Genomic DNA, 21,155 nt, shown 5'->3' with positions numbered 1-21,155 from the left:
CGCCTACTCGACTACGTTTCGTGTGAGCGTAGTTTTAACCCTTCATTAGAGGGTAAGCCGGTGGTTGTCCTGTCCAACAATGACGGGTGCGTTGTAGCCAGGTCAAACGAGGCGAAAGAGCTAAAAATCCCGATGGGCGTTCCCTACTTTCAGTTAGAGGAATTGGTCAGGACGCACGATGTAAAAGTCTTCAGTTCAAACTACACGCTCTACGGCGATATGAGCGCTCGGTTAATGAGCCTGATCGGCCGGTTTGTCGAGAACGTAGAGGTAAACAGTATTGATGAGGCATTTTTAGACCTCAGCGGCTACGAGTCAATCTATCCAGACTTGCCCGCCTTTGCCAGTCAGTTACGAGTAAACTGATGCAGGGGACGGATTAGGGGACGGATTTACTTCACGATTCCGTATTATTTGTGATAAAGTACGATAAACAAAAAACGCTAACTCGTTGAAAGTTAGCGTTTTCGCGTTTTACGGTATACCGTGCAAAACGGTTTTTGTGCTCCCGAAGGGATTCGAACCCCTATCGATGGTACCGGAAACCATAATTCTATCCATTGAACTACGGGAGCGGCATCCCTTACAGCAGCCTTGCGGCCTGTTTGGGAGTGCAAATATACACGTTGCCGATTAATTGCGGTAGTGGCGCCTGATGATTTTGTTTCGGTAGGGTACACCAATCAGGTTGTTGCCCGTCGTTTTGCCAGGTACGTCAGGATGGGAGCCGCTACTTCATCAGGGTGAAACACCAGGTTAAAATGATCGCCGGATGTCTCGTAATAAGGCTCGTCGGGGGCGCGTAAGACATTGTCGGGGCGGGTATGAATGCGTACATCAGGCATGGCCGGTGGCACATCGGGGGGGGCCAGCAACACGCGCAACTGCTGATAAATGTAGCGGCGGGGTTGCGCGCGCATGGCGTCAATGAGTTGCCGATGCAGGGCCCGCGACTGCTCGAATGGGTATTTGCTCAGCGCATAGCGGGCAAAGCGCAGGCTTTGTACCAGCCCGATGCGTACCAGCCATCGCAATAGGGCTATGTTGCGGGTGACGGTCACGATTTTGCGTGGGTCGGTATACGATGAAATCTGCACTGCCCCGCAGCCCGTTTGTGCTTTTAGATTAACGGCAATCCAGCCGCCCATCGAGTGCCCAATCACTACATCGGCGGGGTCAATCTGATACGTTCCGGCCAGATAAGCCGCCAATGACGACACGTTGACTCCCCGATCCGCTGGGTTCCAGCGGGCAAATTCGTCCCGCAAATTCAGTTTTAGCACGTCTTCGCCGGGCAGTAACGGCGCCAGTTGATCGAAAATACCCGGATCTTCCACGTAGCCGTGAATGTAAATGAGTCGCATAAAAGCACACGGAGGCCGTGCGTTTGTTGCGGCAACATTACGAAAAAGCGCAGCACGCACCGAGCCTTAATCGATTGGTAACGCTTGGCTCACGTACACATCATACCCCACTGGCATTTTTGTTGGCAAGATCACGGACAATGAATCGCCGGAACCTGCTGAAAACTAGCGGTGTGGGCCTTGCCTCGCTCGCGCTTCCCCAAGTAACGCCGACAGGAGGCGTTGCCTCACTCGTTTCTAATCGGGCCCCCAACCGTCAGTTGCGCATTGCCCATCTGACCGACGTGCACATGCAGTCGGTTGTGGGAGCAGCCAAAGGGTTTGCTCGTTGCCTCCACCATGTTCAGAACCTGCCCGAGCCACCCGATTTGCTGATGAACGGCGGCGATGCGATTATGGAAGCCCACGGGCGCGGCCGGAGCAGTGTTGAGCGTCAGTGGCGCCTTTATAACGAGGTACTCGCCGCAAATAACAGCCTCAGCACGTTGAGTTGCGTGGGCAATCACGACATCTGGTGCCGTGAAGAATCGACGCAGGCACTCGCCGATGGGAAACAGTGGGCGATGGATAACCTGCAGCTTCCTACGCCCTATTATAGCCTCGATCGGAACGGCTGGCACCTCATTGTGCTCGATAGCGTGCAGGCCAATACGAACGGTAGCTGGTACACCGCTCACCTCGACGAAGCCCAATTTGACTGGCTGAAAAAAGACCTGACCAACGTACCTGCCACAACGCCCGTACTGGTTTTCTCGCACGTACCTATCCTGGCCGCCTGCGTTTTCTTCGACGGGAAACGCTACGAAGGACAGACCTGGAACGTACCCGGCCGATGGATGCACACCGACGCCCGCCAGTTGGTCGACCTGTTTCATCAACACCCAAATGTGAAAGCGTGCCTTAGCGGCCATATTCACCTCACCGATCGGGTCGACTACAACGGCGTCAGCTACTACTGCAACGGGGCCGTGAGCGGGGCGTGGTGGTTTGGCAACTACCAGCATACGCAGGCTGGCTACGCCCTTGTCGACCTTTACGAGGACGGCTCCGTTCAGAACCAGTACGTAACGTATTAAGCCAGATGCGGCAGGTTCAGTCAGTCTTTGGGCTTCAGCGCATGGCTCAGCACCGAGATCAGCCCGGCAACAGACACCAGCAGCAAGACGCCCACCGCAATCTGCGTGCTCGTTCCCTGGTTCGGATTGTCCATAAGCGTGCGGATGTGGTGCGCCTGAGCACCCGTCCAGATAGCCAGTAGCGTACGGGGCACCATCCCCAAAAAGCCGCCCAGCAGAATGTTGCGCAGTTGCGCGCCCGAGAGCGAAAACACCATGTTGGTAAGCGAAAATGGGAGCGCAGGCGACAGTTTGGCGAAGAAAATAAACTTCAGCTCCTCCTTCCGGATACGGCTCATGATCAGAGCCGCTTTCGGGTTCTGTTCAATTAGCGTACGGATGCGGTCGTGGTCAAACCAGCGTACTACCAGATTGACCAGCAGGATGGCCGACATATTGATGATGAACAGAGGGAGCGTTGCCTGCCAGCCGATAAAGTAGCCAAAAACAAGCGCCAGCGGCGTCGGCAGCATCAGGGCAAACGCACAGCCCAAACTACACACCAGCGTGATCAGGGCCCAGTCTGAGGTCGTAAATAAGGCAATCTGCGCTTCGTGATTGACCGCGTAATACGTAATCCAGGAACTTGTCAGGACAGGCAGAACAGACAATAAAAGGCCGAGCAACGCCGGGCCCGTCAGAGCCTTTTGCAGGCGATTCGCCATTGGTTCGTAGGGGTGGGAGTGTGAATAACGAAACACAAACGATACTTAATAGACACCATATCCGGGCCAATGGTTTTCCCGTCCAGTATTCGGTATAAGCCAATCGCCGAATCATCACATTTCTAAACTATTCAAGACGGCGGGGGTTAAACAGGCACATATTTTCCGACAACTAAACCACCACGAATATGGCTGCATCATCAGCTCTTTCCGACGGCGCACAACAGGCCAACATGGTCTCTAATGAGAATGCAGAAACCATGTTTGGCACCGATCAGGCCGAAACGAACATGGTTAAACTCGTCGACGGTAAGCTCACGCCCATTGGCGACACCGATGACGACGTTATGGATGAACAACTCCGCAATCGCTACAGCAGTGATGAAGAGCGGAGTCTTCAGGGATACGACGAAAAGACCTACGAAAACTCAGACGCTGCACTACGGGTAGGGGACGGTATCGATGGAGAAGCCGAAACGATGCCAGCAGATAGCCCCATCGCCGAGGCCGATCTGACCGACAACCAGCCAGCCAACACAGCCGCGGCCAATGAGTCAACCCCGACCGACCGCACGCAGGCCAACGGTGCCGACCAGACCAATACGTTTGCGGGGATCAGTGCTGATATGGTGCCAACAACACCGTCGACACCCGACCCGAACAACCCGGTGCCAGCCGCTCCCGAAACGCCACAGCCCCCCACCCCGCCCTCACCCGGCCCCGAGATTCCTGACCTGCCCGGTTCACCCCAACCCGACCGGCCGGAGATCACGGAGCCGAGCGAACCGGGTCGGTCGCACGAGATCAACGCGCGCAGCAATGCCGTTGGGTTTTCGCAGTTTCCAACGACAGGCTACTACGGTACGAACAGCGCCAGCACACCGACATCAACCATGTCGGTAGCCGATAACGGCGTAGAACCAACGCCTGATCAGGTCGAACCAGGCGAGGCGGTACCCGGCACGCAGTACGTGGGTATGTCGGCCGGCCCAGACGACGAAGGAATGGACGAGACGCCCAACACGGGTGATTCGTCGCACCCCTACCGGGTTAACGGCGATGCGGCCAACGAATACCGCCCCGACGAACGGCCCAACGAAGCCGCTCAGATGCAGAATCAACCCCGCGAGGCAATGGATGAAAGCGGCGTGAAAGCACAAGATATGCTCGATACGGACGGCGACCGCTCGGACACAAAATCGACCGACGGCCTCGACCGGAAATACAACGATCCGCAGGCAGCACGCGATATGGCTTCGTAGTCAGGTACGTTCGTTTGTCTTTATAGAAGGGGGCTACTGCTTAGAAATTGGCAGTAGCCCCCTTTACTGTGTAAACACACGCACATTCACATGAAAAAGACGTTGCTTACCGTGGGTCTGCTTACCTCAGCGACCGTGGGCCTGATGAGTTTCGGCCAGAAAGACAAATGGGTTAACCTGTTTGAGGGTAAATCCATTACGGGCTGGCATAGCTACCACAAAACGGGTGTTGTAGGCTGGTCCGTTGAAGACGGCGCCGTGACGCCTGACGGCACAGGCGGTGACCTCGTTACCGATAAAGCCTACGAAAATTTCGATCTGGAATTTGAATTCAAGCTCCCGAAAGGCAGCAACAGCGGCGTCATTTATAAAGTAGACGACCGCCCCGATATCGCCACCACCTATATGTCGGGCCCCGAGTATCAGGTGATCGACGACAAAGGTTTCGACTGGCGCGATCAGGATGGTAAGAAGATCGAACTGGCCAAAAGCCAGCTCACCGGCGCAGCCTACGATATGTACGAGCCCAACAACCTAAACCTCATCAAACCCATCGGTGAGTGGAACAAAGGCCGGATCGTGGTGAACAACGATCACGTTGAGCATTACCTGAACGGCAAAAAAGTAGTAGAGTACCACTACGGCAGCGACGACTGGAAGGCCCACCTTGCGAAGAGCAAATTTGCGAAGTGGCCCTACGCAACGCCGCACGCCAAAGGGCATATTGCCCTTCAGTGCCACAGCCCGAAAGAAAAGGTGTGGTACCGCAACATGCGCATTCGCGAGCTGTAAGCGTCAGCCTCCGCTTGGCAAACCCAAAAAAGGCCGCCGTACATCTTGGTATGGCGGCCTTTTCATATCAGTCGGTTTCCAGCAACCGAATCAGTCCGGGCGGATAGGACAGGTAGGCGCTGCTCCCTTCAACCCGCAACGGAAACCGTTCGTAACGGCCTTCGTAGAACCAGTAATACGTTTCCGTGACAGAATACACCTCCTGCGTGTAAAAATCGTGGATCATCTCGTGCGACGCCACGATGTATTCCATCACCGTGTCGGCCTCGATGGGGTGAATAAACACCGTGCCTTTGGCCGGAATGCTCACCACAGCCCCGTAAGCCCCCACCACATCTTCGGCGTTGCGGGTCAGCTCGACTGCCGCCGCGGCAGCAAAGTCGTTATGAAACAGGCTGAAGACCGTGAGCGTATTGGCCAGTTCGTAGGCGGTCAGGTTTAGCTCCTCGCGCGCTACGTTGTCCAGCGCCGTATCAAACAGGTACGTGTCCGAGACGGCCCAATCGCCGATTTCACTGCGGCGCACGTAATGGAGCGCTTCTTCAAAGTCAATGACCAGAAACGTGAACGTACCTGGAAAGTCTTCCCGATACACACAGTCCTGCATGATGTCTTTGGCAAAACCCGACGGCTTCACCTGCACCTTTAGCAGGGGTGCGGCAAACTCAAAGTCTTTGTAGATGTACGTGATTGCCGCGCTGTTGATCGGCAGGACTTTCACGTGCCCGGCAATCAGAGCGGGCCAGTCATCGCGGTCGGTTGCCTTGCATTTTCGAAGCAGGTTATCCATGTAGAACCGGGTTGGCCCTTTCTGCTTATCGAATTGAATCGTAATGACGCCATCCGCCGCTATCGACTCCACATTGCCCTTCAAACTGATCTGTTCGATGGTCAACTGCAAAATTTCGTTGTACTCGTCCGCGTTCAGTAAGCTCGTTAGGTGAGCCGGTAAAGGATGCACTTGTTCACGCATAAGACTAAAACCGATGGGCGCTGCGGCGGGTTGCTTACGTCGAAATAATCCAAACATCGTATTAGAAAGATACGAATAAATTTCCAGGGTTGACAGTAGTATACTAACAAATTAGTTAGTAATGACAACTATCGGCACAGGCTATGCCAACCGCCTAACAGCCTGTAGACCATTGATTTTTAAGCACCTACCGGCATTTCCCGAAATAATGCTAATTTTGTGATTCCGTAATGGGAGAATTAGCTCTGTTTTTTGTTTTTGGCAGTAGTAAGGGCCATTTCTCCGATGCGGTGCCTACCTCAACTAACAGTGAGAGGGAATCTCAACACTTTTTTATTTATTCATGAAGAATGTATTGATCGTTTGTGCAGGGTTGGCAATGCTCTCATCCTGCGCGGCCAGCAAGAAGCGCAAAGCTGAACTGATTAACCTCCAAGCCGCCCACGAGAAAACTGTGGCCGACTTAAACAACTGCGAGAAACGCACCGCTGACCTCCAGGCAACTATCAAGAACAGAGATGCTGAACTGGCTACCAAGACCAGTCAGATGGGCGATCTGCAAAGCCAGATCGATTACCTCAAGAAAACCAACACCAACCTGCTCGACCGCATGAGCGACCTCTCGGTGGTGAGCAAGCAAGGTGCCGAAAGTATCAAGAAATCGCTCGAAACCCTCAACGAGCAAACCCGGTACGTCAACAACATCAACAGCCAGATTCGGAGCAAAGACTCGCTCAACCTGGCGCTGGTGATGAACCTGAAACGCTCACTGGCCGACATCAACGATCAGGACGTGCAGGTAGAAGTGAAGAAAGGCGTCGTATACGTTTCGATTTCCGACAAACTGCTGTTCAACACGGGTAAGTTTGACGTCAACCCGCAGGCCGAAGCCGTACTGGCGAAGGTAGCCAAAGTGGTAAACGACCATAACGAACTCGATATCCTGGTGGAAGGCCATACCGACAACGTTCCGTTTACATCGGGTGTGCTGAAAGACAACTGGGACCTGAGCGTACTGCGGGCTACGGCCGTGTCGCGGTTGCTGCAAACCAAATTTGGGGTTAGCCCCACGCGCCTGACGGCTGGTGGCCGGGGCGAGTTTATCCCGAAAGACGACAATGCTTCAGCGGAAGGCCGTCGCGTAAACCGCCGCACCGAGATCATCCTGACGCCCAAACTCGATCAGTTCTTCAACCTGCTGTCGAGCGGCTCGCAAGGCAAATAAGCCTGCTGCATAGCGTAACAAAAAGCCCGCCAAGTATTGGCCGGGGGCTTTTTGTTACCGTTTAGACAGGGTCGTTGGCAGCGTCTGCTACGAGCGCAGTTTGTTTCCCAGCCCGATGGCAACGCGGCTGTAAAGACGCATCAGCGGCGGCGGAATGATGTATTGCTGCAGAATCAGTTTGCGTTCGGCCGCATCGGGGCGACCCAACCACAGGTATTTCGCTGCCAGCAGGTTACGCGGGTAATAGCGATTGCGGTATTGCTCGCTTTCAAGCATCATCTTGTAATACCGGGCGATGTTCCGTTTCAGCTTGCGGTCGTAGCGGTAGTCCAGTTCCTGATTGATGCCCTCATACATGTCGATGCGGTTGCGCAGAAACCCGGCATCGTGGTACTTATCAGTAAAGCTGGTGCCTCCCTGATTTTTCCGATACACCGACATCACATCGGGCAGGTAACCGATTTTGCCGTGTTTGGCCAGCAGAATATAGCGCGGAATGTCGCCGCTCACCGAGCGCATGAACCAGGCTGGGTACGTATGCAGTACATTGCGAAACAGCACGCTCGACGTCGCCATGAACCAGATTTCATCCTCACCGATCAGGTCATCGAGCGTCGATACGGCTGGCTGATCGGGCGGGTTGAGAATGTGGCTGGGCGACCCGTCTTCGTAGGTGATGAGGGCGTTGTGGTAGCAGGCAACAAAGTCGGGATGAGCGTCTAGGAAATCGACCTGTTTCTGTAGCTTCAGCGGGTCGGTCCAGTAATCGTCGCCATCAAATGAAGCCAGGTACGTTCCCTTGGCCAGTTTGAAGGTCTCCATCGCGTTGAACAGGCCATTCTGCCCCAGATTCCGCGGATGAAACACGGGCTTGACCAGATCGGGATACCGATCGATGTAGGTCTGAACGATGGCCCGGGTATTGTCGGTCGAAAAATCGTCGCCAACCAGAATTTCCATAGGGAAGTTTACCTGCTGCGCCAGGGCACTCTCAATAGCCTGACCAATAAACTTCTCCTGATTATACGTGGCGATACAAACGCTGACTTTCATACTTGGAGTCCAAAGTGATTAGTCCAAAGTCTGGAAAGTCAGTTTAGTGAGCTCAATGTGTAAGCAACACCACAACGACTTTCCAGACTTCGGACTAAGTACTCCGGACTTATTTTAAGCGTACACCTCCCGAATCTGCTCGGATGTCGGGAAATCGGGGGTAATGAGTTCGTCCTGCGGGCGGTAGATGTACGGCATGGGGTAGCCGCGTTCGATGAAGGTCGGCTCGGCCAGGTTGTTGTACCGAAGCTGTACCGACCAACGGATGTTGCGCGTTACGTTGTTGCCCGAACGGTGGACCAGCAGCGCCGAGAAGAAGAGCATATCGCCCACCTCGTATTCGGTCTGCACGTAGCGGCTATCGTCGATCTCTTCGCCAATTACTCCGGCGTAGCCAGCAGCGTCGGCCTGCATCAGCCCGTCGCGGTGGCTGCCGGGAATGACCTGCAACGCACCGATTTCCTCACCAGCCGGCACCATTGGGAACCACACCACTACGCTATCGAGTGAACCCTGCCCGTTGCGCCAGTCCTGATGCGCGCCCAGCCGCCAGTAGGTATTTCCATCTTTCGACAGAAAGCGGCTGTTAAACTGCATCGATGGCCGAACGGCAATCACCGGCTCGGTAAGGCCCAGCGCTTTGATGGCGTCGATGATCTCGTCGCTCACGCCCAGCTTGTGCAGGGCGATGGTGTGCTGTACGGTTTTGCCGGTGCTCGAAAAGGCATTGAAATCAGCTTCGAAAAAGGCGAACATGGCGGCCTCGAAGGCATCGCGATCGTCGATGTCGACTTTCTGGCCCAATACCCGCTCAATTTGCTTGGCGAAGATGGCGCGCGCCTCCCGATAAATCGGTTCAATGACTTCTTTCGGCAAAACGCCTTTCAACAGCAGGAAGCCCTGCTCTTTATACTGTTCTATCTGCGCAGAAGTAAGCATAGTAATCTGTAGATGAGTTGACTGGTGGCCTGTTGCCACGACACGAAGTACATACCGCCGGGGCCGGGGCCGCGCTGTTCTGGATCAATACCGTCTATGATCTACCTCATAATTCGGCAATTATGATTCCAAAAGCAAGTTAGTCTTCCCGAATGGCGTAGCCAAAACCCGATGCACCAAAGCCGTTACCGTTGTAGAACATCGTCCAGCGGTTTTGGTGTTCAATAATGTGGCAATAATCCATCATCTGGGCATCCCAGCCGTCCGTCGACCGTTCGATGCCAGCCAGCTCGTCGCGGCGCGTCCAGTTGATACCGTCCGTCGATTCAGCGTAGCCGATCCGGTAGCTACGCTCCACGTCGGTGCGGTAGTGCGTGGCCGACCGATACGAGAAATACATCTTGTACAGATCGCCTTCCTTGAACACGGTCGGGCGGCCAATGGCGTCGGTAAATTCGTCGTAGCCCACGCATACCTGCCCGGTACGGTTCCAGTGGATCCCGTCGGCCGATTCGGCGTATTTCACGTCGTAGAATGGCTCGGGATGGCCGTCGATGAGCTCAATTTTGGTGCACGACAGGTACCACATCCGCCAGCGTACAGTGCCGTCGGGTTGCGGCTCGCGCATGACGCACGGCTGCGCGACCCACACCTGATCGAAGATGTACCGGTCGAGCAATGGGCCCGTGTAGGCCCGCTCAAACGTGAGGCCACCATCGCGGCTGATGGCCAGCCCAATACCAAGGCGGTAATGGGCGGTTTCGCTTTTATTCCAGCCCGTATAATAGAGCCAGATTTCGTTCGTTCCATCAGCTCCAGGAACGTTCAGGAACCACGAAGGCATAACCCCCGTCTCGTCGAACGTACCGACTTCGCCGTGCCGAATACAAGGTTTATCGTGCACGTAGAGCACGTTCGACAAATCATTGGCATCCAGTTCTACGAATGTGGTGGCCGATTGGCGTTGCGCATCGCGCGTGGCAAAATAGACACGCAGCCGGTTGGTATCGGGCAGCGGAAAACCAAATGGAACCTGAGCGTGCGTTTGGCTAAACGGTAGCGTTCCCTCGGGCTTGAACACCAGCCCTTTCTTACTCCAAGTCATAGAATGAAATTTGGCGCTTGTCGTTCAAGGCGTGTCACGCAGCCAACGTACCTGGCTCGGCACTGACGCTGCAACAACCCCTAAACGACAAACGCCAAACTGGTTTATGCGTGTTGCCCAAGGCGGGCCGCCATGCTGTCGTGGATTTGAACAAGTGTCTGCTTCAGATCGAAGGTCCAGTTCCAGCCGGGGTAGTGCGCCTTGAACTTCGACAGATCCGAAATGTACCAGATGTGATCACCAATGCGGTTTGTTTCCGAGTAGGTGTAGTTCATCTTGTTGCCCGAAATCTCTTCGCAGAGGGCAATGCCTTCCAGCATCGAGCAGTTGGCATAACGACCCCCACCCGCGTTATAGACCTCGCCGGGGCGCGGGTCCTGGTAGAAATGCCAGAACATGTTCACCAGGTCGTAGCTGTGGATATTATCACGTACCTGCTTGCCTTTGTAGCCGAAAATCGTGTATTGATTGCCAGTGATAGCACACTTCATCAGATACGACAGGAAGCCGTGCAGCTGCGCGCCTGAGTGGTTGGGGCCGGTGAGGCAACCGCCCCGGAAAATGGCCGTTTTAATGCCAAAATACCGGCCATATTCCTGCACCAGTACGTCGGCCGCTACTTTCGAAGCGCCAAACAGCGAGTGCTTGGTGTGGTCGATGCTCATGAACTCATCGATCCCGTTCTCGAAGTAAGGGTGGTTCTGATCGATCTCCCAGCGCGTTTCGGTCTCAACCAGCGGCAGGAAGTTCGGGTTGTCGCCGTATACTTTGTTGGTCGAGGTGAAGATAAACACCGCTTCAGGGCAATGCTGCCGCGTCATCTCCAGCAGGTTGAGCGTTCCGTTGGCGTTTACCGAGAAATCGGTGAAGGGCTCGCGGGCGGCCCAATCGTGGCTGGGCTGCGCGGCGGTGTGCACAATCAGTTTAATATCGGCACCAAACTCCTGGAAAATCGGCTCCAGTTGCGACACCTCGCGGATGTCGGCGGGGCGGTGGGCGTAGTTGGAGTAAGCCTCTTCCAGTCGGTTACGGTTCCACTCGGTCGAGCCGTCGGCACCAAAGAAATACTGCCGCATGTTGTTGTCGATGCCAACAACCAGATCAAACTTATCTGAAAAAAAGGCAACAGATTCACTCCCGATGAGGCCTGCTGAGCCTGTAACAAGTGCAATATTCATAGCGTCAATGGCTTGTCTGTCAATATATGTTATCTAAAAAGTCCTAAATGGACCTACAATTCGCTGAGGCAAAGTAACACAAAAAAGTTATACTGCTTGGCACCGTGTGCTAACTGACCCTACCAGCCTGTGAGCGTTTTATCGTAACTCAGCCTGCGGGTCACTTTCGTAGGCTGAGCCGATGCGCGTCAGCTCATGAAGGACTTCCGCGAAGAGATCATACAGCGCTTTCAACCGGTCGACATCTTTGATAATACCGGTGACCTGAAAATACAGTTGGTCGACACCCTCCGGAAAGCGCGGCTTTAACCAGCCGTCGTCATCCTTCACCTCCAGACTGATGGTGGGTTGCACGTCGAACAACTGACGGATGGTGCTATTGGTCAGCAACTGACGGACTTTGGTCTCGTTATTTCCCTGAAGGATAAAATCCTCGTCGAACTGCGGATGACCAATCTCGATGTCCTGCATCCCGACGAATTTGCCCATATCGCTAAAGAGCCCTTTCCGGTAAATCTTAAATTGGAAGCCGTCTTTGTTGATGTATGGCGCCCGCATCCGGGTATAGGTAATACTCGATTTCCCCGTCGACACGGTGTAGGTATCCAGCCTGACGGTCCACTCGCCCACCGACGCATCGACGAAGCTTTTATGCCAAAGACCTCCGTCGGTATATCGGGCATTCAGTTCGTGGGCAAGTTGCTGCCAGATTTCCTGTTTGCTGGGACCAAAAAGCGATCGTAGAAAGCTCATACGAAAAAAGTTCAAGGTGTAAGGTTTATTGGCTAAAGTTACATTGCGGATGCTCGTCGGGTACGTTAGCAACGCAACTTTAGCCAATAAACCTTACACCTTGAACTTTTAGACCTTGACCGTCAACCGTTATGCTCCCTGATTGATGCTGCCGTTGCCGAACAGCTTCTCCCGGATTTTCTGCGTGCGTTGATCCAGTTCTGGATTGGGCGTGTATTTATACGTCGATTGAACGGCGGCCGAATCCTTACCCCGACCATACACTTCAGGATCACCGGCTTTGTAATCAGCGCTGACATCGTTCTTACGGAAGTCTTCCTGCCGGATGGTATTGTTTTTCTGGTAGTCGCACGAAGCCAGCGAGAGGCTAGCCAGCGCAAACACACCCATATACGCGACGCGTTTCATAGCGAAATGATTATGGCCTAATTTTTCGGCAAAGGTAGTGATAAAGTTGGGTTTTGCCCTGTCTCATACCGAACAACCCGCTCACCATCAACAACACCGATTTCGATGGTCGGGTTTGGGTCGGTGAGGTATTGTTTCAGGATGGTTTGCGCCATATACGGTGTGCTGAGCAGTCGGCCAGACCGCAGCCAGCCAAACACCGACGAACGCGTAGAAACCGTTGGAAAAATGAGCGGTGTTTGACTTCCATCGTAGGCAGCATTCTTCTCGTTGATCAGCACATATACGTCGGCGAGGGGCGAAAAGCCGGGTTGCGGCATGTTGATCAGATTAACCCCAAGGCGCTCGTCGTTTTCGATTAGTTGTATATCGGCTTTCCCCGCCACCGGTGCCTGCGCCAATGCTTCGAGCTGTGGGTTCTCGTAGCGGAAGATGCGTTTGGCTTCGGCTTGCTCCATCCAGTCGTCGACTACCTTTTTGTGCAAAAAATAGATGGGGGTCGATGGCAGGATGCGGTGATGCTGCCAGCTGTGCAAATCGGCGAGCAGGGCCTGCCGGAACAGCCGGGCTTCAGAAGCGTACTGAAACCACATGGTCAGGCTGTAGAGGATGCTGCCCCCAACCGCCAGGCCCGCCAACCACGACTGATTGCGGAGCCGGTCGGGCAACCGGAACAGCAGCAGCAGGTAGAGCAGCACCAGCCAGGCCATGTGCATAAACCGGTAGCGTGTGATAAACGCCGCCTGCACCCCCTCGACGGTACGCCCCGTTGCAAAAAGCGTGAACACACCCAGGAACAGCAGCACACCGCCATACAGAAACAGGGCCTGTTTGTTGGGCACCTGCCGATTTTTGAGGTACAGCGCCGCACTTTTCCAGAAGGTGCTTACCCATAAGCCAACCACAGCCAGCCCCACGACGATCGTTAGCGCCAGACGAATCGAGAATGACAGGCGGGGAACGGCATCGACCCACAGGCCCTGCATCGACAGCCAGAGCTGCACCATTGTGCCCGGCAGTTTGATGTTGTCGGCAAACGACGGCCGGTAGCCGGGCACTTCGAAATTATGAAAATACGTACCCAGCGAAAGGGCCGTTACGGCAATCCACACCGCCAGCCGCCGCCAGCGCTGCTGAATAACCAGCAGCATCGCCCCCACGACAAATGGTAACAGGCCCGTCACGTCGGAGAGCAGCGCAACAACCGCCGCTACGATCGCCCATCCAAACGTTCGGCGGGTATCGCGGCTAAGGAGCCAGATCGCCAATAACGCCCAGATGTAGACCGCCACGTGCTGAAACGGGATGATCGGCCACAGAATAGCGTCGAAATATTGCGGATGGAACAAAATAAACGGGACCGGCACAAACAGCCAGCGCGACCAGCCACTCCGCCTGAACCACACCCAGAAGATGCCCAGCGCCAGCAGCAGTACCAGCGAGCCAGCCAGTATGTGCGTGCGAAAGTTAAACTCCCCCGTAAGCAGGTACTGGGCATGAACCGCCATCCGGTTGGTGATGATCCGGCGCTCGTCGTCCTGCGTGGCGTAGGCTGTCCAGATATCGCCGATCGTCAGGTTGGGTTTGCTGAAGGCGATGGCGGGTTCGAGCAGGCCGTCGAAATCGTCCTGATAGGGTACATTGACGGCCTGAAACCAGAAAAACCCGAAGAAGGCAACCACCGGCACCCCAATGAGCAACCACACCAGCCATTTCCACTCCTGCACCCGCCGAGCCGCAGGACGCTGCACTTCCGTAAACAGTTCGCTCATACATTCGCCTTTAAATCAAGGCAAAGTAACATAGAAGTTAGCGAACCTTCGGGTGCTATTGGCTTCGAAATTCAGCTAACGGGCGTTTTTGTCACCTCGGCCTAGCGGCGAAGCTCTCCCTCGATTTGTGCCATTGGCTACCCCCACCTGATCGACTCGCTTATGCTTTCAACCGCGCAATCTCTTCCTGCAAAAAGGCCATCAGCTCACCGATATGCGCTTTCGAAAAGTCGAACGGGACGTTGGCGGCCTAAGCTGGTTACTGCTCAGATACACACTAGTAGTAGGAATTACCAACGCAAACGCGAGCAACCAGAAGAGCCTCGTTATGCTAAAAACATAACGAGGCTCTTCTGGTTGCTCGCCAATCATTCACGAGTTAGTAAACTATTTTACTCTGTGAAAATAAATAGGCCAAAGCATGACTTCACTCTCGCTTTCCTGCATGGCTTTCAAGCCGCGCACAAACCGCCTCGGTTGGCTGCTGACTGAATCGACCTTTTTCATATCGTCTAGATATTGTTGCGAAGGTTTCGGTTCACGACTATCCAGGCAGTAGTTAGAAAAAGAAACCGGAAGCCTGATTCTGATCGACTTACGCGTATTCTGAGTAATATACTGCCAATAAGGCTGACTTGCTAGCACCCGCGACTCGAAAAAGTCAGTCAGGTAGTTGGGTAGAAATTCCCCCGATACACGGATGCTGTCAATTGTATTGGGAGCCGTGAGTCGAAAGCTTACCCAGTCGATAGCGTTAAAGCAGTAGGGTAAATCTTGGTTTGCTGCTTTCATAGCATCCAATAAATCGCGAACGATGAAATCGCTCGGTGGCATTGGTGGGGCCACCCCTGTTGCTTTCGGTTGAGGCGCAGAAAAGGAAAGCTGAATCGTACTTTTCTCGACAACCGTCTGGCAAAAACTCAATTGAGTAGCCCAGATAAGTAGCAGGAAGAGACAAATTGCCTTACTGCTGCGGGCACTTACATAGACTACGCTATTCCGCGTCCGCTTACCTACACGTCTGTAAACGTAGTAAAGCTGCATGCCGGTGATGTAGGAATTTTCAAGCCAATATCAATTGATTACACGATTTATGTCAAGGCTGCAATCTCCTGCTGCGAGAACGCCATCGACTCACCAATGTGCCGTTTGGATAAATCGAAAGAAGGGGACGCTAATAACGAAGTCAGCTACTGCGCTAAAGCAGTAGCTGACTATTGCGGACAGTGAGTCTTGATTAATAGATAGGGCAAAGACAAAGCTGCCCAAGCATGACAACGTTTTTGCTTTCCTGAACAGCCTCCAAATTAGGTATACGCAGCGATGCCTTTTTATATAAACGGATAACTGCCGCCCGTAAAGCCAGTAATTCTTTCGGGGCACCATCGACGCACTTCTCGGTTTCGTTCAGTATAAAAACAGGCATTCGTATAGTGATTGGGCCTCTGTTGGTATGATCAACATACCGCCAATAGGGTTGGCTTGCTAATACACGAGACTCGAAAAAATCAGTCAGGTACTCTGGTAAATAATCGCCCGTTATTCGGATACTGTCAACTTTGTTAGGTGCCGTTAGTCGAAAACTCACCCAATCAACGCCAAAAAAACAATCCGGAAAGTCTTGGGATACGTGCTCACGGGCGTCTATAAAGCCTTCAATCATAAACTCACTTGGTGGCATTGTCATTTTTGTAATTCCACGAGGGTGAATAGCCGAGAAGGATAGCTGTGTGATGCTGTCTATCTTATGTTTTTTTTCCACATTGACTTGCTGGCAATAAGCTGTCGTCTGGAGAAAAAATATAAGTATGAACAGATAAAAAAATTTATTCTCTAGGACATTTGTATCGACCTGCCTTGCCGGTTCTCCAAGCCTCACTGATGGTAAGGATTTCTCTTTTTTGATCTTCCGTAAATAGGGGATTTTGTCCATTTTCTCCTGTCCAATATTTTGAACCTTGTAAACCGCTCCAAACGATTGCCCTTGCGGCACTGAGCGGAACATTGTATCGTGCTTCCAGGTAATCTGTCATAGCACTAACGTATTTGACCATCGTTTCATGCTGAACTTTCGGACTGCTAATGTCATCAATCTGCCCATTAATCAGAAAAGTTGACATGTAAGCGTGCACGAACTCGTGTATCAGTACAGCAGCAATATACTCACGACCGGCCTCAGCAAGGTTTGGGGTACTTAACCAGAGTGTTCCACTAATGCCGGAAGTCGGTTCGTATTGTCCCACTCTTGTTCCTCCTAAATCTTTTTCGCCAACCGTTATTTCGAGCATGCTATTATTAATTGACCCTCCGTTTAAGTCACTTATTATTTTATTGATGACGGCTCCAAGTTTATCATCTGAACACCCGGCATTACCAATGATTTCATTTAATACTTCTTTTTTACAAGGATCATTCAATCGGTCAATAATAATCTTGACCACATTGCTTGCAAGAGTTTTAACATTTATCGAAACTACTTTTAATATCGGCGTGAGGTATTCAATAGTGGTGGGCGTTTCATTGACTGTCGTTGGTCCTGTATATTCCGTAGAGCCGCCGCAGTCAGTAGCGACGGTTTCATAACCATCCGAATGGGTAGTGATGTAACAGTCAGTCAGTACGCCATTTTGCTTGGTGCAGACCCGTTGAACAACAATAAGTTCAACTTGCGAGAAACAAAGCCGTCCGTTCTTTTTGCCGTTGCTTGTCGGGCTGATCTCACCCACCACTTTGCCCGCTTTGTATTCGTAGCCTCGTAGGAAATTCCCTTTCCAGTCTTCGACGAAGGTAATGCCTGAAAAAGCGGTAGTCGGCTTGTTGGCCCATTCAGCATCCGGCACTGCCGTGACCAGTTCAAGTGTCTCCTTCTTCTTTTTGTCTTTGTAGATCATCGCATAGCTGAGGTGATCGAGGCCCAGTCGACTGTCTTCTTTTGACAACGTTCCGGTACTACCTCCTCCCTTCCGAAAACGAGGTAGCAAGTTTTGCTCCCATGTCAATGGCACCACTACGGCATCGCCCATCGCCGTTGGTACGGTGTAGGCGTCGTTCCACCGCGTTTGTTTTTTGAGTTCTTTACGGGTGTTGCCAACGCCGGCCTGCCGACCATTGATTGTCAGGCCTGATTCGACGTAATTAGCATCGAACCATTTTTTGGCTGAGGTTATAGTTAGCGTACCCACGTCAGACTCGCTTACCGAATCAATTTCGTTTGGTTGACAACCAAATGCAATTAATAGGATAGCGAGGATAAGTAGCTTCATTGAACCAATTGCCTTACTCATATGTGTAGATGTGTTAATAAATGGTAGGTAAATACACCAAAAGGCCCTAAGAAGTCAATACTTCTTAGGGCCTTTTTGGTGTAACTATTGAGCGTACGGCAATTACTTATGCAAAGTTTCTGAATCAATAAACATAATTTAATTAATAAATTTCTCAATTACACCACGTCATTCGATTACATAATACATTACTTACCCCCATACTATGTACCAAGTTCATCTTCACTAACCCTTCAACCGCGCAATCTCTTCCTGCAAAAAGGCCATCAGCTCACCGATGTGCTCTTTCGAAAAGTCGAACGGGACGTTGGCGGCCGCGTAGATAGCGCCGATCGGCGCCTGATACCCCAGCTTGAGGGCATCTTTGTAGCCCCGTAAACCCGTCTGCGCATCGCGCCGGTAGTTGCGCCAGACCCCAATGGCCCCCAGCTGCGCAATGCCGTACTCGATGTAGTAGAACGGCACTTCGTAGAGATGCAACTGCTTCTGCCAGATGTATTCTTTGTAGTGCTCCAGCCCGCTCCAGTCGGTTTGGGCATCGGCAAACTCGTCGAAGATACGTACCCAGGCCGCGCGGCGTTCGGCGTGGGTGTGGGCGGGATGTTCATAAACCCAATGCTGGAATTTGTCGATGGTGGCGACCCAGGGCAGCGTTTCCACAATGGATTCCAGGTGTTGCAGGCGGGCGCGACGCAGGTCATCGGGATTAGTAAAGAACACGTCCCAGTGATCCATCGAGATCAGTTCCATCGCCATCGAGGCCAGCTCAGCCACCTCCATCGGCGGGTTACGGAAGGCTTTCAGGGGCAGTTCGCGGGTCAGGAACGAGTGCACAGCGTGGCCCCCTTCGTGCACCATCGTAACGAGGTCGCGCAGGCTGGACGTAGCATTCATGAAGATGAACGGTACCCCGATTTCTTCGAGGGGGTAATTATAGCCGCCCGGCGCTTTGCCCTTCCGCGATTCAAGATCGAGGTGGCCCATTTGCCGCATCACGCGCAGGTAGCCGCCCAGCTCGCCGCTGGGGTCGAGGTGATCGAAACAGCGGATGGTTTTGTCGACCAGATCGGCGCCGGTCGCAAACGGCACCAGCGGGGCGTGTCCGTCGGGGTCGACCTTGCTATCCCACGGCCGCAGCCCATCCAGCGTGGGGTCGAGGCGTTGGAGTTTGGCTTTGCGCTCGACCGCCTGCTCGGTCAACAGCGGCACCACAGCCTCGGCTACCGACTGATGAAAGGTGAAGCAATCGGCGGGGGTATAGTCAAACCGGCCCAGGGCAGCAAAGGCGTAGTCGCGGTAGTTGTCAAACCCGGCGTTCAGGGCAATCTGATGCCGCAGCGAAACGAGGGTATCATAGAGTGCGTCGAGGGTTTCGTGGTCCCGGAAGCGCCGCTCCTGAATCAGAAACCAGGCGTTTTCGCGCACGCTCCGATCCGTGCTTTGCAGAAAATCAGTCGCTTTCTGCAATGTGACTTCTTCCCGAATGCCATCGATCTCCATGACAACCGTCATGGCGCCGTTGAGCGCGCTGTACTTGCGCTCTTCGGTCTGCATCTCGGTTTGGAGCGGAATGTTTTCTTCCCGAAAGATGGCGTTGGCCTGCTTCATGCCCCGTACCATCACGGCGTGCGCTTCGTCGTCGAGCTGATCGAGGTAGGGACTGGCCAGCGCTTTCTGGTCCAGTTCATTGCCCAGCGTGCTCATCGGCGGCTGAATGGTCTCGATGAAGAAATTCAACTGAGAAACGAGTGCCTCACTGGCCGTATCGCAGGTCATGCGGATATAGCGCCAGGCGAAATTTTCCGACAGATACGATTCCAGTTCGCTGCGGTCGGCAAACCAGCGGCGCAGGTCGTCGGCGGAGTTAATGGGGCGCTGAAGGAGGTCGTCGTAGAAGGGTTGTACGTGGGCCCAGTCGGTTAGTTCGTAAGAGTCGGGCAGAAAGTGCCGGGGGGGCCGGGCTAAGGTCAGTTCGGGCTGCATAGTAAACAAAAGTAATCATTTGTCGGGCTGGCATCACACCCGGCAACTGACTAACTCGATAGGCTCATTTCGGTTTCAGTTGGGGCCATTGGGCCCGCGACTACCTGGCTGGTCAAAGTAGGCTCTAATTCGACAATACCCCTAAGAAATAGCCACGGCCGCAGGCCCCAGTCAACCTTACGGTGAGGCTAAACCAGCCCCGACTTACGGCAGCCGGTTTCCCGATGCTCCTGGCCCGCCCCAAACGGGGAGCAACACACCTAGGGCCAATACACGAGTAAGCCAGGCCGGTATAGAGGCCACGTTTTTGTCTTATCTTGCCGTATCCTCAACCGGCACTGGTTGCTGGGGATACGCTAGACGAAACCATCTCAGGTATGAAACCTTTCCTTTACCTTCTTCTGACGTTACTCGCCTACCAAACGCCCGCCCAGCGCCTCGCCAAGCAAAACGCCCAGCGCGAAGACTGGCAATCGCTTTTCAACGGCAAAGACCTCAGCAACTGGGACATCAAAATCACCGGCTATCCGCTGGGCGAGAATTTCGGTAACACCTTCCGCGTCGAAAACGACATGATCCGGATTGCCTACGATCAGTACGAACGGTTCGACGGGCGGTTTGGGCATATGTATTATAAACAGCCCTTTTCGCACTATAAACTGCGGTTCGACTATCGCTTCACGGGCAATCAGACACCGGGCGGCGCCAGCTGGAACGTGCGCAACAGCGGCGTGATGTTCCACTCGCAGTCGGCGCAGAGCGTGGGGCTGAAGCAGGATTTTCCTGTATCGCTGGAGGTACAGACGCTGGGTGGCCTGAGCAACGGCAAACCCCGCCCCACGGCCAACTTGTGTTCGCCAGGTACGTTGGTGAAGCAGAAAGGGCAGGTGAACCCGCTCCACTGCATTGAATCGACCTCCAAAACCTACGATGGCGATCAATGGGTAACGGTTGAAGTACTGGTGCTGGGCGATTCGCTCATCGAACACCGCATCGACGGCAAAACGGTGCTGGCCTACGAACATCCCGTTACCGATGCGGTCTTCATCAGCAAGGACAATGACTTCGAACAATCGGGCGTTGCCAACGCCGACTATTGGCGGCAACGGGCCGGCAAGCCGCTGAAAGAAGGCTACATTGCTTTACAAGCCGAAAGCCACCCGATCGACTTCCGCAACATCAAGCTGTTGAACCTGAAGGGCTGCATGAACCGCAAAGCCAAAAACTACAAATCGTATTACGTCGAATCGGACGAAAAGGCGTGCCAGTTTTGATAATGCCGCG

General features: G+C 53.5%; 19 protein-coding genes, 1 tRNA gene and 1 pseudogene. 6 read left to right on the top strand and 15 right to left on the bottom strand.

Features of this window, described 5'->3' with window-relative positions; translation table 11 throughout:
- Positions 1–12: 12 nt before the first annotated feature.
- A pseudogene (locus tag FAES_RS03760) lies at positions 13–357 on the top strand (Y-family DNA polymerase); the annotation flags it as partial.
- A gap of 146 nt (positions 358–503) precedes the next feature.
- Here the strand turns inward: FAES_RS03760 and FAES_RS03755 are convergent.
- Positions 504–575: transfer RNA gene (locus tag FAES_RS03755), tRNA-Arg, on the bottom strand.
- A 108-nt stretch (positions 576–683) separates the two neighbouring features.
- Complete coding sequence (locus FAES_RS03750) at positions 684–1,364, bottom strand: alpha/beta fold hydrolase (protein WP_015329865.1); 681 nt, start codon at positions 1,362–1,364, stop codon at positions 684–686.
- A gap of 140 nt (positions 1,365–1,504) precedes the next feature.
- On the opposite strand from FAES_RS03750, the gene FAES_RS03745 reads away from it, so the two are divergent.
- Entirely contained in the window at positions 1,505–2,440 is a 936-nt protein-coding gene (locus FAES_RS03745; protein ID WP_015329864.1) for a metallophosphoesterase family protein, read from the top strand.
- 20 nt (positions 2,441–2,460) lie between these two features.
- On the opposite strand, the gene FAES_RS03740 is transcribed toward FAES_RS03745, so the two are convergent.
- Positions 2,461–3,144 carry a TVP38/TMEM64 family protein gene (locus FAES_RS03740; RefSeq protein WP_015329863.1) on the bottom strand — a complete coding sequence of 228 codons (684 nt, stop codon included), beginning with the start codon at positions 3,142–3,144 and terminating at the stop codon, positions 2,461–2,463.
- A gap of 188 nt (positions 3,145–3,332) precedes the next feature.
- Here FAES_RS03740 and FAES_RS03735 point away from each other — a divergent pair, with 188 nt between their 5' ends.
- Together FAES_RS03735 and FAES_RS03730 are read left to right on the top strand one after the other, a co-directional pair.
- Positions 3,333–4,406: a hypothetical protein gene (locus tag FAES_RS03735; RefSeq protein ID WP_015329862.1), complete on the top strand. Its 1,074-nt coding sequence runs from the start codon at positions 3,333–3,335 to the stop codon at positions 4,404–4,406.
- Between the two features lie 90 nt (positions 4,407–4,496).
- Positions 4,497–5,198: a 3-keto-disaccharide hydrolase gene (locus FAES_RS03730; RefSeq protein WP_015329861.1), complete on the top strand. Its 702-nt coding sequence runs from the start codon at positions 4,497–4,499 to the stop codon at positions 5,196–5,198.
- A 67-nt stretch (positions 5,199–5,265) separates the two neighbouring features.
- Here the strand turns inward: FAES_RS03730 and FAES_RS03725 are convergent, their stop codons facing one another.
- The gene (locus FAES_RS03725; RefSeq protein WP_041257512.1) at positions 5,266–6,171 is read right to left on the bottom strand and encodes a DUF1444 domain-containing protein; all 906 of its coding nucleotides are present in this window, start codon (positions 6,169–6,171) and stop codon (positions 5,266–5,268) included.
- A gap of 343 nt (positions 6,172–6,514) precedes the next feature.
- On the opposite strand from FAES_RS03725, the gene FAES_RS03720 reads away from it, so the two are divergent.
- Positions 6,515–7,396, top strand: coding sequence for an OmpA/MotB family protein (locus FAES_RS03720; protein WP_041257510.1), 882 nt, complete (start codon positions 6,515–6,517; stop codon positions 7,394–7,396).
- 87 nt (positions 7,397–7,483) lie between these two features.
- Here the strand turns inward: FAES_RS03720 and FAES_RS03715 are convergent, their stop codons facing one another.
- The 11 genes from FAES_RS03715 to FAES_RS03660 all read right to left on the bottom strand — a co-directional run bounded on the left by FAES_RS03715 (position 7,484) and on the right by FAES_RS03660 (position 19,871).
- On the bottom strand, positions 7,484–8,449 hold the full coding sequence (locus FAES_RS03715) for a glycosyltransferase family 2 protein (protein WP_015329858.1): 966 nt from the start codon (positions 8,447–8,449) through the stop codon (positions 7,484–7,486).
- Between the two features lie 114 nt (positions 8,450–8,563).
- The gene (locus FAES_RS03710; RefSeq protein ID WP_015329857.1) at positions 8,564–9,388 is read right to left on the bottom strand and encodes a phytanoyl-CoA dioxygenase family protein; all 825 of its coding nucleotides are present in this window, start codon (positions 9,386–9,388) and stop codon (positions 8,564–8,566) included.
- Between the two features lie 139 nt (positions 9,389–9,527).
- Positions 9,528–10,493, bottom strand: coding sequence for a glycoside hydrolase family protein (locus FAES_RS03705; protein WP_015329855.1), 966 nt, complete (start codon positions 10,491–10,493; stop codon positions 9,528–9,530).
- Positions 10,494–10,597: 104 nt separating this feature from the next.
- Positions 10,598–11,671 (bottom strand): NAD-dependent epimerase/dehydratase family protein, encoded by a 1,074-nt coding sequence (locus FAES_RS03700; protein WP_015329854.1) that lies wholly within the window; start codon positions 11,669–11,671, stop codon positions 10,598–10,600.
- A 138-nt stretch (positions 11,672–11,809) separates the two neighbouring features.
- Positions 11,810–12,424, bottom strand: a complete 615-nt coding sequence (locus FAES_RS03695) for a hypothetical protein (protein WP_015329853.1) — start codon at positions 12,422–12,424, stop codon at positions 11,810–11,812.
- 129 nt (positions 12,425–12,553) lie between these two features.
- Positions 12,554–12,832, bottom strand: coding sequence for a hypothetical protein (locus FAES_RS03690; protein ID WP_015329852.1), 279 nt, complete (start codon positions 12,830–12,832; stop codon positions 12,554–12,556).
- Positions 12,833–12,849: 17 nt separating this feature from the next.
- Entirely contained in the window at positions 12,850–14,604 is a 1,755-nt protein-coding gene (locus tag FAES_RS03685; protein WP_015329851.1) for a hypothetical protein, read from the bottom strand.
- 387 nt (positions 14,605–14,991) lie between these two features.
- The gene (locus FAES_RS03675; protein WP_015329850.1) at positions 14,992–15,648 is read right to left on the bottom strand and encodes a hypothetical protein; all 657 of its coding nucleotides are present in this window, start codon (positions 15,646–15,648) and stop codon (positions 14,992–14,994) included.
- 193 nt (positions 15,649–15,841) lie between these two features.
- The gene (locus FAES_RS03670) at positions 15,842–16,366 is read right to left on the bottom strand and encodes a hypothetical protein (RefSeq protein WP_148289283.1); all 525 of its coding nucleotides are present in this window, start codon (positions 16,364–16,366) and stop codon (positions 15,842–15,844) included.
- 64 nt (positions 16,367–16,430) lie between these two features.
- Positions 16,431–17,888 (bottom strand): hypothetical protein, encoded by a 1,458-nt coding sequence (locus FAES_RS03665; RefSeq protein ID WP_015329849.1) that lies wholly within the window; start codon positions 17,886–17,888, stop codon positions 16,431–16,433.
- 225 nt (positions 17,889–18,113) lie between these two features.
- Complete coding sequence (locus FAES_RS03660) at positions 18,114–19,871, bottom strand: M3 family oligoendopeptidase (RefSeq protein WP_015329848.1); 1,758 nt, start codon at positions 19,869–19,871, stop codon at positions 18,114–18,116.
- Between the two features lie 377 nt (positions 19,872–20,248).
- Between FAES_RS03660 and FAES_RS03655 the strand changes: the two genes are divergently transcribed.
- Complete coding sequence (locus tag FAES_RS03655) at positions 20,249–21,145, top strand: 3-keto-disaccharide hydrolase (protein WP_015329847.1); 897 nt, start codon at positions 20,249–20,251, stop codon at positions 21,143–21,145.
- Positions 21,146–21,155 lie beyond the last annotated feature (10 nt).

Origin of the sequence: Fibrella aestuarina BUZ 2 (assembly GCF_000331105.1) — a bacterium.
In the GTDB taxonomy this organism is placed as follows: domain Bacteria; phylum Bacteroidota; class Bacteroidia; order Cytophagales; family Spirosomataceae; genus Fibrella; species Fibrella aestuarina.
This window is presented reverse-complemented; position numbering and strand designations above follow the sequence as displayed.